Source organism: Croceicoccus gelatinilyticus (assembly GCF_018398395.1).
Lineage (GTDB): Bacteria > Pseudomonadota > Alphaproteobacteria > Sphingomonadales > Sphingomonadaceae > Croceicoccus > Croceicoccus gelatinilyticus.
This window is the reverse complement of the sequence record NZ_JAHCBF010000001.1, coordinates 335,902-349,758: the sequence shown is the minus strand read 5'-3', so window position 1 is coordinate 349,758 and position 13,857 is coordinate 335,902. Positions and strand designations below refer to the sequence as shown.

Here is a 13,857-nt window from a genome sequence, read left to right as displayed (position 1 = left end):
CTATTCGACTCTAACGTTTAGGCTTACGGGTCGGCGCGTGAAAGTCGGGCGGCTTGTCCGCGACCCAGCGGATGAAGCGAGCAATCTCTTCATCGGCGCGCAGCGCCGCAACGTCCGCCCCGATCCGTGCCAGTTCCGCATTCGTGAACCGCGCGTGGAGCGTACGGTGGCAGATGCGATGCAGCGGCACGATCTCTCGCCCGCCGCGGCTTTTCGGGACCGGGTGGTGCAGTTCGTAGCGACTTCCGATCGGCCGCTCACACAGCCAGCAGTGGACGCTCTCGCTCATCCTGGCTAGCTCATCCCGCCTCATCCGCCAGCGACCTGGCCCCGCGTGAGTTCCAAACGATCAGCCCCGAAAGAATGATGATCGCGATGCCAAGAATTGCCGCCAGATCGGGACGATGCTCAAAAACTATCCAGCCGATGAGCCCGGCAACGAGGACCTGCACGTAAGTCAAAGGGGCAACGGTCGAGGCGTCCGACTTCGTCGTGGCAAGATAGATCAGCCAGTGGGCCATCGTTGCCGTGCACGTCACAATCAGCACCGCTGTAACGACATCCGCCCCCGGCAGGCCATCGACATGCAGGAATGTCACGCCAGACCAATGCCCGAGCGCAGCGAACAGCGTCAGGAACACGGCCGCTGGTGCCGCGACATGAAACTGCATGGAAAGAGCACTCCCCTCCCCTGCAGCCATGCGGTTTCCGATCACCAATGTGCTCATGCCGAATGCCGCGAAAAGCGGAAGGAGAGCGAGAAAACCCAGATCCAGCAGGCTGGGCCGCAACACGATGAGTACGCCCGCAAAGCCCAGAAACGTCGCGAACCAGGTCATCGGGGTAACCTTCTCGCGCAGGAACAGCGCGGCAAGCAGTGCAGTAATGATCGGGCTCGTAAAGCCGATCGCCGTCGCGTCGATCAACGGCATGAAACGCAACGAAGTGACGAAACAGGCCATCGCCAACGCCACCCCGCCCCCGCGCATCAGATGAACCCATGGTCTTTTCGGCCGAAACCCCAAGATGCCCTCCCGCGAACAGAGCGCGATACCAAGAAAGATCGCCCCCATCGCATAGCGCAGGGCCCCGATCGCAGTCGTCGCCCATGCGCCAGCCACTGACTTGAGCACGCCGTCGCCAAGCGACAGCAGGACATATCCGAAGACCGCGAGCAGCACTCCGCGTCGTTCGTCGTATTGCAAGCGAAGGTGCCTTTTCGTTGAGCGCCAAGGGGCGATCCACTTCTAGCGCCATGAAAAAGCGCTTTCCAGTCAGCTGCGACCCATCGTGGTTAGCCATTTCTTAAGGCAATTGTCCGATCACGGCTGCAAGAGTTCTGATTGCGCGCAATTTTCGGGGGCGAGAACACCTTGCGGCTCATCATCCAGATTCCCTGCCTGAACGAGGCGGATCACCTGCCGGAAACGCTGGCCGCGCTGCCGCGTTCGATCCCCGGCATCGACGAGATCGAGATCCTCGTGATCGACGACGGCAGCAGCGACAATACCGCAGGCGTCGCCCGCCAGTGGGGCGTGCACCACGTCGTCAGCCACCGCCGCAACCGCGGGCTTGCCGCCGCATTCCAGACCGGCATCGACGCCGCGCTGAAGGCCGGCGCCGACATCATCGTCAACACCGACGCCGACGGCCAGTACGAAGGCGCGGATATCGCCGAACTGGTCCAGCCGGTCCTGCGCGGCGAAGCCGACATCGTGATCGGCGACCGCGGCGTTGCCGACAATGCGCATTTCGGTCCCTTCAAGCGCCGTCTCCAGCGCCTCGGCAGTGCCGTCGTGCGCCGCGCTTCGGGTACGACGATCACCGATGCCGTCAGCGGCTTTCGCGCCATCAGCCGCGAGGCTGCGCAGAAGCTGACGATCACGACCGAGTTCAGCTATACCACCGACATGCTGATCCAGGCGGGTCGCAAGCGCATGGCGGTAAAGAGCGTGCCTGTGCGCACGCACCGCACACCGCGCCCCTCGCGCCTGTTCAAGTCCATCCCGCGCTTTATCTCGCAGACCGGTGTCACCATCACGCGGGCCTATACCACGCACAACGCCCTGCGCGTTTTCGTCGGGCTTGGCCTGATGCTCGCCTTCGTCGGCCTGCTGCCGATCATGCGCTTCGTGTGGTTCTACCTTGCGGGGGACGGCAACGGGCATGTCCAGTCGCTGATCATCGGCGGATCGCTGCTGATGCTGGGCACGCTGGTCGCGGTGATGGGCATTCTGGCCGACCTCATCGCCACCAACCGCAAGTTGATGGAGGCCACGCTCTTCAAGCTGCGGAAGCTGGAAGAGCAGCTAGCCAAGGGCGGCGAACGCCCAGGCCATGACGAGGGCGAAAGCGCCGACGTCGTCTCGCTGACGAGCCACCGGGGCCGTTGATGGCGAGCGCCGCCATGCCGGCACAACCGGTCGCTGCTCCCCCGCCCACACGCGATACCGAAGCGTGCAGCACCTGGCCGCTGATCGCGGTCCTCGCCCTTGTCGCGCTGCAGATCGCGATGATCTTCACGCGTGCGATCAACTGGGACGAGTTCTTCCACTTCAGCCAGATCGTCCGGTACACGGGCGGCGAGAATGTGTCGCTGCTCCAGTCGCCGTTCCTTCCCCTGTTCTCATGGGTTCCGGGCACGACCGAGCTTGCGACCAGCGACATTCGCGTCATCCGCTTGCTGGTGGTGCCGTGCGAGATCGCGATCCTGCTTGCGGTCTATGGCTGCGCTCGCGCTTTCGTACTGCGTCCACAGGCGCTGCTGACCGTGCTCGCCTATGCCGGTGCCGGTTATGTCATGACCAACATGCTGGTCCTGCGTGCAGACCCGCTGGCGACGGCGCTGGGCATGGGCGCACTGTGGGTCGTACTGGCAAGGCCGCTGCGCCTTGGCTGGTTGCTGCTGTCTGCGGCCCTGCTGATCCTTGCGCTGGCCTGCACCATCAAGTCGGTGTTCTACGGCTTCCCGATACTCGGCGCGCTGATGTGGCGTCATGCCGAGATCGCCCGCCCCTTGCGTCTCGCGATATTCTGCGGGCTGGGTGCCGCGCTTGTCGGGGGCTCGCTGTTCCTTGCCTCGCCGCTGGGCGAGACCGGCATTCTGACCAAGGCCGCACCGCTCCAGCGGCTTGCCCTTGCATCCCTCGACCGGATGTTCGGTTCCGGGCTCTTTCCCGAAGGCGGATACCTGCTCTCGCAGCTCGGCAAGGCCCCATACGTACCGATCGCGATCGGGGTCGGCCTGTGGCAATGGTTTGGCCGAGAAAAGGCGTGGGAAGCGCGGGTCGCTATCGTCCTGCTGATGGTGCCATTCCTGACCGCGGCGATCTATCGCAATTCCTATCCCTACAACTTCGTCTTCACGCTGGCCCCTGCCATGCCCGTGATCGCGCTGGGCCTGGCCTGGTTCGTCGAGCGTTACGGCATGAAGCTGGTCATGATCGTCATCGGCGCCAGCATCGGGCTGGTCCTGCTGAACGAAGATCGCCAGCCTGCGAAGAACCAGATCGCGCTCGAACGCGGAGCTTACGAGATCTTTGCAGAGCCGGTGACCTACATCGACAATAGCGGCATGGTCGGGCGGTTCGATCGCGCCGTGCCCACGTTCTCCACCGGTTGGGGCCTTGCCGGCTATTACGCGCAAGGGAAACCGCGCTACAAACGCGCGATGGAAACGCACGTCGTCCCGATGGTGATCGCCAACAGCGCAACGCTGGCCCACGCGCTGCTCGACATGCCGAGTGAGGAAGAGCTGCTGCCCGAAGACGTGGCGGCCCTGCGCGAAAACTACATTCCGCACTGGAGCGGCATCTTCGTCGCGGGCAAGACGGTCGAGGCGGGACGCGGGCTCGAGACCATCGATGTCCTGGTGCCCGGTCGCTACACGGTCGAAGGTTCAGGCACGGCAATCGATGGAAAGTCGGCCGCCTTGGGTGAAGTCGTCACGCTAAGCCGCGGTGAGCACACTGTCGAACGCGATCCGACAAGGCAGGTCCTCTTGCGCTGGGGCGTAAACCTCCCGGTTCCGGCCATACCGGAGCCGGAAGGCGCAATGTTCACGCAGTATTGAGGCGATAGCTGTGCCCGGCAGCGAACCACGCATCATGTTCGTGACCCGCAAGTGGGCACCAGCGGTCGGCGGCATGGAGACTTATTCGCTCCGCCTGACCGAGGCTTTGGCTGCAATCGAACCCGTCGAGGTCGTTGCTCTCCGCGGCAAAGCCAATGGCATGCCGCCGGGTGTCATTGCTCTGCTGACTTTTCCTTTCCGCGTCCTGACCCGTTTTCTTTCGCGCAAGATAGCGCCTGACATCCTGCATGTTGGCGATATGGCGCTGTGGCCCGTCGGTTTGCTGGCCCTTCTTGGCGTTCGTACCAAGGTCGCTTTGTCGGCCCACGGAACCGACGTTGCCTACCATCGGCGCGGCGGACTGAAGGGAGCTCTCTACGGTGCCTATCTCCGGCTCGGCGCAAAACTGCTGGGCAAGGCGACTGTGATCGCGAACTCTCATGCGACATCTGAAGTTTTACGCGAAACCGGTTGGGACCGGTCTGTGGTTGTCCCTCTCGCCACCGATCTTGCCGGCCCTGCCCCCGATGGGTCGCACAATGGGCGGATCCTGTTTGTCGGCCGTCTGGTCGAGCGAAAGGGTTGCGGCTGGTTCGTGCGCGAGGTGCTGCCTCTGATAGATGAGGGCGTCATTCTGGACGTGGCTGGCACTGGCTGGGACACGGGCGAGCAATCGGCAATCGATCACCCGCGGGTCAATTTCCTCGGCAGCCTGCACGGCGAGGACCTGATTGACGCCTATCGCAATGCGATGTGCGTGATCGTGCCGAATATAGCCACCCAAAGCGGCGAATACGAAGGCTTCGGCCTAGTGGCACCCGAAGCGGCGGCGTGCGGCGCTTATGTCCTTACTGCAAACCGCGACGGACTGCGCGATGCGATTATCGCGGGAAAGACAGGCCACCTCGTCGAAGCCGGTGACTCGAAAGCATGGGCCGAGGCAATCATGAATTGTACTGCCTTGGCGAAGGGCGATCGCATTGATTTCCTCACTCAAAGCGTGGAGACAGCGCGCCAGGTTTATTCGTGGGATCGCGTCGCACGAGAAACAACTGACGCTTACGGCATTCACCCATGAAGATCTGGCTCCCATACATAACAACTAGGACGGGAGCGGAAGTCTACGTCAGGCGGCTTGCAGCAGGACTTGAGCAGCGAGGTCATGATGTTCACCTCGATCTGGCCCCACATGCCTTTCAATATTTCCCATGGCTGGCTCCCTTTAGGGAGCCAGAAGGCTGCGACGTAGTCCTGGCAAATAGCTGGAACTCTCCTGCGATACGCGCCAAGGCACCGATAGTGACAGTCTATCACCACGTCGTTCATTCACCGTCGCTCTCAAAAGACAAAACGTTTGCCCAAAAGTTGTTTCATCGCGCATTCGTCTGGCCCATGGAATCGTCCGCCCTGCGGCAATCAGCACGCAACGTCGCCGTAAGCAAAAGTACGGCCCTGGACATCGAGGCGTGCTTTGGAGTCAGCGGCGTGGATGTCGTATTCAACGGCATCGACACTCAATATTTTACACCCCCTGCAACCCGATCGGCGCGCTCGGTGAACGATCCGCTAAACCTCCTGTTCGTGGGAAAGCCCTCTCGTCGCAAAGGTTTTGAGATCGTCGACAAGATCGTTTCGACCTTAGGCGATCGCTGCAGATTTACATGCATAGGGTCGGGTGGAGAGGCGGGGCTCGCCTATCCCGATGGCGACTATCGCGGGCGTGTCTCCAAAGAGGAACTGCGCTCAGCATATCAGGATGCGGACTTTCTCCTGATGCCATCGAAGCTGGAAGGTTTCGGCTATTCGGCGGCAGAAGCCCTGTCGTGCGGAACGCCTGTAGTCGGGGCAAGGGCCGGCGCTGTTAGCGAAGTCTGTGCGGGAAATGCCTTTCTGCCGATCGATGGATCGGAAGATGTCCAAAGCATCTGCTCTCGAATGCTGGAGGCAGCCGGGACTGGCGAGTTGGAGAATATGAGAAAAGCCGCCCGCGAACGTGCTGTCGAAGCGTTGAGTGAGAGCCGTTGGCTTGATGAAATGGAACGCATCTTCGAGACGACGGTAGCGCGCAGCGCGACCTCTCTTAGTGGGTAAAAGCTATCACGCAATCCGCGAAGTCATCTCACCCCGCCGAGATGACGCAATCGCTTGTAAAACGGATATAAAGCCCAGTATGCCTTCTGCATTATCCGGTCCCTCAGTCCGCGCGCATGGAGCGACTGGATCCGCCGGTTTTCAGCAAGCCGCCTCGAAAGACTCGGCCAATCTCTACGCGCGCTGATCCCGTCTGCCGGCATAATTGCCACGATGCGGTTCACAATCTTGCAGGAGGCCCCAGCGCGTTTGGCGCGCAGCATAAATTCATAATCCATACCAACCCTGTAGCTGGCATCGAAACCACCAATTCTCCCGTACAGATCACGGCGCACAAATGCGCCTTGGTGGGGTACCGACATCGACCTTTCCAGCTTCGGACCTAGCCCGTGCGAACGATAGTGAACGTCGCCGTCGGCATGTGTAACCAGGACGTCGAAGCTGATGATGTCGCTACCGTCCAGTTCATCTACTATTGTATCGATTTGGGTCCCGGGCGCCAGAATGTCGCCAGCCTGCAGGATCAGGACATATTCGCCGCTAGACATTGCAATGCCTTTGTTCATTGCATCGGCTATGCCTTGATCAGGTTCGCTGACATAGATGACCGACGAGGAGAGCGAAGCCAGGAAGGCCGGGCTCCCGTCGCTCGAGCCACCGTCCACGACGACGTGTTCGATCATGGCAGAATGCTGCTTGGCAACGGTAGCGGTTGTTTTGCGAAGCCCGTCGATCGCGTTGTAGGCGGCCGTTACGACGGTAATCGAGGGAATTACTGGTTCATCGAGCATTCGACCAAGTCTCTTCCATCAATGTTCGGTAGAGATACAGATGCTCCCCAACGACCTTCTCGGGTCCGAAACGGGCGAGTGCATCCCGCCGGATCGCCATCCGATCAGATTTTTGAAGGTTACCCACGATGGCCTGCGCCAAGGCCTCCGTGTCGAACGGGGGAACGAGTTTTCCGTGCCGCGGGTCGGTCACGATATCTCCGAGGCCACCAAGGTCGAAGCCCACACAGCGCAGTCCACATGCCTGCGCCTCCAGCATCGTGTTTGGCAGATTGTCAGCGCGGGAGGGAATCACGAAAAGATCGGCCGCGCTGTAAAGCGCCGCAAGCGCATGCTGATCCGTCAACCTCCCCAGCTCGTAGCATGTCTTCCCAGCGACCATTGATTGCCGCCTTTCCGCACCTCCGAACGTCACTAGCGATACATTCTGGTTCTCACCGATCTGCTCGAGCGCGATCTCTAGGAGATCAAATCCCTTGCGCGGATCGACATCCCCCGCCTGCGCACCGAAAAGCAATATCTTACCGCCCGGCAGCCTCAACGATCTGCGCGAAGCATCGCGATCCGCCGGCGAAAAAACGTCAACATCGAGCGTGTTCGGAATCGTGATTACCGGCCAGTCTTTAGCCAACTTGCTCCGCTGCGCCTCACCGGCCATCCATTCGCTTGGACAGACAAGTCTCGGACGAAAATTCGACCAGAGGCGTTTCTTGCGAGTGAATGTAACGGCATCCAGGTCACCACGCTTCCGATCGGTATAGCCAGTCACGAAAGCGTCGTCTGGCGTGTAGTGCTCTCCGCCACAAAAGGCCCACTGGTCATGGCAGGTCCAGACAACTGGCGCTGTCAGCTCCGCAAATTCAGCCAGGGACATGGCCTCGCCACCCAGCCAGTGCAAATGAACGATGTCCGGTCCAAGTGCGTTGGCGGCGGCCCCAATGCCGGTAGATAGTACCGCCAGTGTCCGCATGGAACCGGCAGCAGGTGAACTATCCCGCTGCAGCACTCGTTTTGCCACGACGCGAGCCAGCCTCGCCTTGATTCTGCCAAGAAGACCCACCTGCTCGATCCAAGGCTCAACACCGGTTTTTGCCAAGACAAGCATGCGCGCGTCGATGCCAGCATCTCGCTGTGCTTTAACTAGGCGACGGGCAGCGATTGCCGCCCCTCCCATGCGATCCGATTGGCAGACGTGAAGAACCTTCGGCACCGAAATCACCAAAGGTCGATTGCGTTTTCTTCACAACAGAACAGAAGATTCTGAAACGCAAAAATTTCGCGGAGCGTGACGATCTCTTCCGAGATTTCGAGCAACCTTCCACCGGGAAGGATCCTAAAGACCCTATACCCCTTCAGCTTGTTGCAGAACGCTTCCATGAACGTCCCACTCAGTACATTCATTTCATTGAATTCTATCTGCACGAACCTTATCGGAAATCCGTCCTCGATCAGCGAACCCAAGCCATCGAGCACGTCCATTTCCCTGCCTTCAACATCGATCTTCATCCAATAGATCGACTCTATGTCGTTTGCAGCGATGTACGTATCGAGACGGAGAAGTGGCACCTCTACGGCTTGAGAAACTCCACCGTGGACACGCTCGATTACATTGTCCTGCAAAGTGGCGTGCCCAGAGCCATCGCCGGAAGCATAGTCGTAAAGTTTTGCTGTTCCATTAGTGAGACCAACTGCCGACTGGACGCATTCGAGCTTCTTTCCCTCAAGCCTCGTTTGTAGCGCGTTGAACGCAGTGGGCGAAGGCTCAAACGCGTGGAGGTTAACATGAGGAGCGGCTTCCAGCACTTTCTCGGAATACTTCCCCACGTTTGCGCCGACGTCGAATACTACGGCCCCGCTTGGCGCATGCGAAAGAACCCGGCGCAAAACCGCAACTTCGCCCTGTAGATTCTCGTTCTCCCAGTTGAGGATGCCCAGTCCCCTCAGCGAAAGATTATAGAGAAAACGATTCAGCTTATAGAGCGCAGGTCTTGCAAAAACTGCACCATAGAGCCGATACACTGGATTCAAATTCACGCGCGTTTCCCTATCGGTTTTTGGGCCTTGGGCAGCCTTATAACCAAAATCTTAACTATAATTTATTCCTGCACCAATATTGCGCCAAACGATGATCACCAGACTTGTTCAGGAAATGTCTTGAAGCAGCAGTTCACGAATTTTGGTTGGCTGGGTGGAGAGCGAGTATTCCGGCTAGCGGCCGGATTCGTGGTGACGATCCTCCTCGCCCGCTATCTTGGTGCCGATCAATTCGGGGCCTACGGCTATATTCTTGGCCTTGTTGCGGTCTTTGCGCCCCTGGCGCTGACGTGTCTAGATCAGGCGGTAACGCAAAAGATCGTCGAGGATCGAGCCAAGGCAAGACAACTATTAACCACGGTGCTCGCTTTGCGTGTGCCAGGCGCGATCCTAGCTGTAGCAGCCTGCATCGTGACGATGTCGGTTCTTCCAAACCCGGAAGGGACCAGCGTCGAACTCGTTGCCATTGCCTTGCTTTCCGTACTTGCCCTGCCCTTTCAGAGTTTGAGTGTGTTTTTCAATGCGATCGAGCGACCAAAACTAATCGTTACAGCGGGTGCGATCGTGACGCTTATCGCCACTTTTGTTATCCTTAGCTGCATAGCTTCTCGGCAGCCTATGGGGGCGTTCATACTGGTCCGCTCGGGCGAAGCGCTCGCTTTGGGTGCCGCCGCAGTCATCCTGTTTCTAGTCGTAACCCGCGGGACCGGGGCTCTCCGCTTCGACCCGGATCTTTTTCGCTATTTCCTGAAATCGAGTTTCCCGCTCCTATTGGCCAGTATCGCTTCGGCAATCTACATGCGGATCGATCAGGTCATGCTGGGCCAGATGGCGGACTTGACGGAACTGGGTTCATATACGGTCGCGGTGCGAATTTCGGACAGTGCGCTTTTCATACCGATGGCAATTCAGGCCGCTTTCTTTCCGGCCGTTGTCAGGGCGTACCAGACCCAAGACCAGGCCCGGTTCGCGGCGAGCCTAAAATCGTTATTCGGTTTTATGATAGCTGCTATGTCCCTGGCCGCTATCGGAGTGACAGCGTTCGGAGCACTCGTCACCGAGCTGTTTCTTGGCCCCTCCTACAACGATGCCATTCCCATGATCGCTCTTCTTGCTCTCGCCCTCCCCAGTGTGGGGCTTGGCGTCGCGCGAACGGGTTACCTGACCTTGCACGGCTGGTTCTGGACCGCCCCGCTTGGCACTGCCACTGGAGCTGTCCTGAACATTGGTCTTAACCTAACGCTGATACCGCCGTTTGGCGGCGTTGGCGCCGCAGTGGCGACGCTTGTTTCCTATTTCGTCGCCGGAGTAGGTACATGCTTTCTGTTCCCGTGGCTCCGTGAGGCAGGCTGGATCATGATCGCGTCTGCCAATCCGCTCTATCTCTTGCGCCGGAGCATTGACCTCTGGAACGGTTTGCGGAGCGCGGAGGCGTGACCGAACGGGACGATCGAACGCGATATGCGCCTGTCGCCATGTTCGCATACTCCCGGCCCGAACATACGCAGCGCACACTCGATGCGCTGGCGGCCAACAATCTTGCATGCGACACCGACCTGATCGTCTTTCAAGACGGCCCGCGCACCGAAATCGATGAGGCGGCTTGCGATGCGACTGCCGAGGTGGTTGCCGACACAAAAGGTTTTCGCTCCGTTCGGCTTATCCGCCGTGAAAGTAATATCGGCCTTGCAGACAACATCATCTCCGGCGTTGGCGAGGTCGTTTCACAGAACGGCAAAGTGATCGTGGTCGAAGATGATCTGGTCACAGCGCCTCATTTCCTCAGCTTCATGAATGCTGCCCTGAACCGCTATGAAAATTCCCCGCAGGTCTGGCATATCAGCGGATGGACCTACCCGATCGAAACCGATGGTCTTGAAGATGCGTTCTTTTACCGGGTCATGAACTGTTGGGGCTGGGCCACCTGGGCTGACCGCTGGAGCGCTTTCGACAGGTCTGCCGAATTGCGCAAGCCCTTCAGTGCAGCACAGAAAAAGGCTTTTAATCTGGATGGTTTTCACGACTTTCATGAGCAGATAAGGGACAATCTGGCCGAGCGCCGACGGACTTGGGCCATCTTCTGGTACGCAACCATCTTTCGCCGTGGCGGGCTTTGCCTGAACCCTGCACGCAGTCTGGTTGAAAACATCGGACACGATGGAACCGGCGAAAACTGCGGCATCGGGATTGAACAGGCGACGCTATGCGATCAGGGTTCGGCGCTGACGCTGCCGGACGAAATTCGTGAGAATGAATTGGCGTTAGCGCGTATCAAGCAACATCTGCGCATTTCTTTCCATCGCCGCGCGCTGAGAAGGATTATCAGGTACTTTCGAAATGCTCTATGACCCGAACGTTGCGCGACTGATTTCCAATGCGCTCGCCAACAAGATCGACGAATTCGAAGTGCGCGGCGCGCTCACCGACGATCAGCACGACTTTCTCGCCCATAACTGGGCCGCACTCGAAGAAGTCGAACAGGTCTGGCTGCTTATGGATAGCGAATGGCAGCGGACTGGCGCTGGCTATCGCCCTGACCAGTCTGAGCAGATGGGTCGTTTCTACTCATCGCCGGTCTGGCTGTTGAACGGTATTTTTACGGAGATCGATCCAGAATCACGCCAACACCGCCTAGCGATCGCTGCCACAACAAAGGATCTTCGAGCAAAGCGTATTGCCGACTTTGGCGGCGGGTTCGGATCACTGGCACGATCGATCAAGAATTCTGTACCGGGGGCGGAGATTGAAGTGATCGAACCGTTTCCCAGCGAGCTAGCACGCGCTCTCGCCAAAAAATCAGGTATTTCCTACGCTTCACAGGTATCCGAAGATGCCGATTTGATCTTGGCGCAGGACGTTCTTGAACACGTTACCGATCCCCTCGGCCTCTTTGGGGAACTGCTGTCGAAGCTCAAGCCGGGCAACCACATCATCACCGCAAATTGTTTTCTTCCGATGATCGCCTGTCATTACCCGGGTGCGCTTCACTTGCATTTTACGTTTCGTAAAATCGCTCCATTACTGGGTTGCCGCTTTGTTGGGCAAATCGAGGGCGCTCCACATGCCGAGATCTACGAAAAACTTGATAGGGCGCCGAACTGGCTACTGGTCCGCACCCTCGAACGCGCGTCGAAATCGCTTTATCCGTTGATACAGCGCCTCAGCCGGGCGAAGCGCGTTTTCAGCTCGGCACGACCCTAGAGACGCGAGAGCACTTCAAAAATTCAAGCCTGGCGATCCGCCAGAATGTTAACCAAAAATTTGCCCTATGTAGCGATAGTCCAGTTCGCCCGCTGCCCTGAAGGGTTGCGGAACGCTGATCGAGGACTTGGAATGAACGCTTTCGGCCGTCGTAACGGAATGAACGGAAACGGGGGAGGACGCCCCGCCTTCGGTGTCGCTAGGCCGATGAAGGGGGCAGAGCCGCTGCGTACGCAGCCGCCGGCGCCGCCGCCGATGGATGACGACCAGTTCCCGCCGCCGCCGCCGACTGCATCCACCCCGGAAGAAGAGGCGCTTGCCCGTCTTGCAGAGCGTGCGGCCGCCGAACATGCCGGTGAAGCCGTCGTCGAAGGATTCGAGGCCAGCGTTCACCGCATCAAGGAACAGGTCCTTCCCCGCCTTCTCGAACGTGTCGACCCCGAAGCGGCCGCGACGCTGACGAAGGACGAGCTTTCCGAAGAATTCCGCCCCATCATCCTCGAGGTGCTGGCCGAGCTGAAGATCACGCTGAACCGCCGCGAACAGTTCGCGCTGGAAAAGGTGCTGGTCGACGAATTGCTGGGCTTCGGTCCGCTCGAAGAGCTGCTCCACGACCCTGACGTGTCGGACATCATGGTCAACGGCCCGAACCAGACCTACGTGGAAAAGGGCGGCAAGCTGCAGCTCGCCAAGATTAAGTTCCGCGACGAACAGCACCTGTTCCAGATCGCGCAGCGCATCGTGAACCAGGTCGGCCGCCGCGTCGACCAGACCACGCCGCTTGCCGACGCCCGTCTCAAGGACGGTTCACGTGTCAACGTCATCGTCCCGCCGCTCAGCCTCAAGGGCACGGCGATCTCGATTCGTAAGTTCTCGGAAAAGCCGATCACGATCGACATGCTCCGCGACTTCGGTTCGATGAGCGACAAGATGGCGACCTGCCTCAAGATTGCGGGCGCCAGCCGCATGAACATCGTCATCTCTGGCGGTACCGGTTCGGGTAAGACGACGATGCTCAACGCCTTGTCGAAAATGATCGACCCGGGCGAGCGCGTTCTGACCATCGAAGACGCGGCCGAACTTCGTCTGCAGCAGCCGCACTGGCTGCCGCTCGAAACGCGTCCGCCGAACCTTGAAGGCCAAGGCGCCATCACCATCGGCGACCTTGTGAAGAACGCCCTGCGTATGCGTCCTGACCGCATCATCCTGGGCGAAATTCGTGGCGCGGAATGTTTCGACCTTCTGGCTGCCATGAACACGGGCCACGACGGTTCGATGTGTACGCTTCACGCCAACAGCCCGCGCGAATGCCTTGGCCGTATGGAAAACATGATCCTGATGGGCGACATCAAGATCCCGAAGGCCGCGATTTCCAAGCAGATCGCCGACTCGGTCGACCTGATCGTTCAGGTGAAGCGCCTCCGCGACGGTTCGCGCCGCACGACCAACATCACCGAAGTTATCGGCATGGAAGGCGACGTCATCGTCACGCAGGAACTCTTCACCTACGAATATCTGGACGAAGGCGAGGACGGCAAGATCATCGGCGAGCATCGCCCGTCGGGTCTGCGCCCCTACACGCTGGAAAAGGCGCGCCAGTTCGGCTTCGACAAGGCCTACCTGCAGTCCTGCCTGTAAGGCTTTCTCAGGTCTGGAAACATTGGGATC

Annotated in this window: 13 protein-coding genes; 8 read left to right on the top strand and 5 right to left on the bottom strand. The window is 59.3% G+C overall.

Going from position 1 to position 13,857, the window contains the following annotated elements; genetic code table 11:
• Nucleotides 1–10 precede the first annotated feature (10 nt).
• Both KIH45_RS01910 and KIH45_RS01905 read right to left on the bottom strand, forming a co-directional pair.
• A complete protein-coding gene (locus KIH45_RS01910; RefSeq protein ID WP_213174296.1) occupies nucleotides 11–289 on the bottom strand; it encodes an HNH endonuclease family protein in 279 nt (92 codons plus the stop codon).
• Between the two features lie 10 nt (nucleotides 290–299).
• On the bottom strand, nucleotides 300–1,205 hold the full coding sequence (locus KIH45_RS01905) for a DMT family transporter (protein ID WP_213174295.1): 906 nt from the start codon (nucleotides 1,203–1,205) through the stop codon (nucleotides 300–302).
• Between the two features lie 138 nt (nucleotides 1,206–1,343).
• Here KIH45_RS01905 and KIH45_RS01900 point away from each other — a divergent pair, with 138 nt between their 5' ends.
• Genes KIH45_RS01900 through KIH45_RS01885 form a run of 4 tightly spaced genes read left to right on the top strand, consistent with a single transcriptional unit; the run spans nucleotide 1,344 to nucleotide 6,163 of the window.
• Entirely contained in the window at nucleotides 1,344–2,393 is a 1,050-nt protein-coding gene (locus KIH45_RS01900; RefSeq protein WP_225899582.1) for a glycosyltransferase family 2 protein, read from the top strand.
• A 14-nt stretch (nucleotides 2,394–2,407) separates the two neighbouring features.
• A complete protein-coding gene (locus KIH45_RS01895) occupies nucleotides 2,408–4,072 on the top strand; it encodes a hypothetical protein (RefSeq protein WP_213174294.1) in 1,665 nt (554 codons plus the stop codon).
• A 34-nt stretch (nucleotides 4,073–4,106) separates the two neighbouring features.
• A complete protein-coding gene (locus KIH45_RS01890; RefSeq protein WP_213174293.1) occupies nucleotides 4,107–5,150 on the top strand; it encodes a glycosyltransferase family 4 protein in 1,044 nt (347 codons plus the stop codon).
• The gene (locus KIH45_RS01885; RefSeq protein WP_213174292.1) at nucleotides 5,147–6,163 is read left to right on the top strand and encodes a glycosyltransferase family 4 protein; all 1,017 of its coding nucleotides are present in this window, start codon (nucleotides 5,147–5,149) and stop codon (nucleotides 6,161–6,163) included. The genes KIH45_RS01890 and KIH45_RS01885 overlap by 4 nt, the downstream gene beginning before the upstream one ends.
• 23 nt (nucleotides 6,164–6,186) lie before the next feature.
• Here KIH45_RS01885 and KIH45_RS01880 read toward each other — a convergent pair whose 3' ends face one another.
• The 3 genes from KIH45_RS01880 to KIH45_RS01870 are packed head-to-tail and all read right to left on the bottom strand — an operon-like array spanning nucleotide 6,187 to nucleotide 8,988.
• Complete coding sequence (locus tag KIH45_RS01880) at nucleotides 6,187–6,954, bottom strand: glycosyltransferase family 2 protein (protein ID WP_213174291.1); 768 nt, start codon at nucleotides 6,952–6,954, stop codon at nucleotides 6,187–6,189.
• Nucleotides 6,944–8,164 (bottom strand): glycosyltransferase, encoded by a 1,221-nt coding sequence (locus KIH45_RS01875; protein WP_213174290.1) that lies wholly within the window; start codon nucleotides 8,162–8,164, stop codon nucleotides 6,944–6,946. Before KIH45_RS01875 ends, KIH45_RS01880 begins: the two co-directional genes overlap by 11 nt.
• A 5-nt stretch (nucleotides 8,165–8,169) precedes the next feature.
• Nucleotides 8,170–8,988 carry an FkbM family methyltransferase gene (locus tag KIH45_RS01870; protein WP_213174289.1) on the bottom strand — a complete coding sequence of 273 codons (819 nt, stop codon included), beginning with the start codon at nucleotides 8,986–8,988 and terminating at the stop codon, nucleotides 8,170–8,172.
• A 120-nt stretch (nucleotides 8,989–9,108) separates the two neighbouring features.
• Here KIH45_RS01870 and KIH45_RS01865 point away from each other — a divergent pair, with 120 nt between their 5' ends.
• From KIH45_RS01865 to KIH45_RS01850, 4 genes are all read left to right on the top strand, one after another.
• Nucleotides 9,109–10,425 carry a flippase gene (locus tag KIH45_RS01865; protein WP_213174288.1) on the top strand — a complete coding sequence of 439 codons (1,317 nt, stop codon included), beginning with the start codon at nucleotides 9,109–9,111 and terminating at the stop codon, nucleotides 10,423–10,425.
• Nucleotides 10,422–11,336 (top strand): glycosyltransferase family protein, encoded by a 915-nt coding sequence (locus KIH45_RS01860; RefSeq protein WP_213174287.1) that lies wholly within the window; start codon nucleotides 10,422–10,424, stop codon nucleotides 11,334–11,336. Before KIH45_RS01865 ends, KIH45_RS01860 begins: the two co-directional genes overlap by 4 nt.
• Nucleotides 11,326–12,189: a class I SAM-dependent methyltransferase gene (locus KIH45_RS01855; protein ID WP_213174286.1), complete on the top strand. Its 864-nt coding sequence runs from the start codon at nucleotides 11,326–11,328 to the stop codon at nucleotides 12,187–12,189. The genes KIH45_RS01860 and KIH45_RS01855 overlap by 11 nt, the downstream gene beginning before the upstream one ends.
• Nucleotides 12,190–12,321: 132 nt before the next feature.
• Nucleotides 12,322–13,827: a TadA family conjugal transfer-associated ATPase gene (locus KIH45_RS01850; RefSeq protein ID WP_213174285.1), complete on the top strand. Its 1,506-nt coding sequence runs from the start codon at nucleotides 12,322–12,324 to the stop codon at nucleotides 13,825–13,827.
• Nucleotides 13,828–13,857 lie beyond the last annotated feature (30 nt).

What these genes read in the sequence shown, in the direction of transcription:
- KIH45_RS01910 (WP_213174296.1), bottom strand. Translation starts at nt 289, where the DNA reads ATGAGCGAGAGCGTCCACTGCTGGCTGTGTGAGCGGCCGATCGGAAGT.
- KIH45_RS01895 (WP_213174294.1), top strand. Translation starts at nt 2,408, where the DNA reads ATGCCGGCACAACCGGTCGCTGCTCCCCCGCCCACACGCGATACCGAA.
- KIH45_RS01890 (WP_213174293.1), top strand. Translation starts at nt 4,107, where the DNA reads ATGTTCGTGACCCGCAAGTGGGCACCAGCGGTCGGCGGCATGGAGACT.
- KIH45_RS01885 (WP_213174292.1), top strand. Translation starts at nt 5,147, where the DNA reads ATGAAGATCTGGCTCCCATACATAACAACTAGGACGGGAGCGGAAGTC.
- KIH45_RS01880 (WP_213174291.1), bottom strand. Translation starts at nt 6,954, where the DNA reads ATGCTCGATGAACCAGTAATTCCCTCGATTACCGTCGTAACGGCCGCC.
- KIH45_RS01855 (WP_213174286.1), top strand. Translation starts at nt 11,326, where the DNA reads ATGCTCTATGACCCGAACGTTGCGCGACTGATTTCCAATGCGCTCGCC.
- KIH45_RS01850 (WP_213174285.1), top strand. Translation starts at nt 12,322, where the DNA reads ATGAACGCTTTCGGCCGTCGTAACGGAATGAACGGAAACGGGGGAGGA.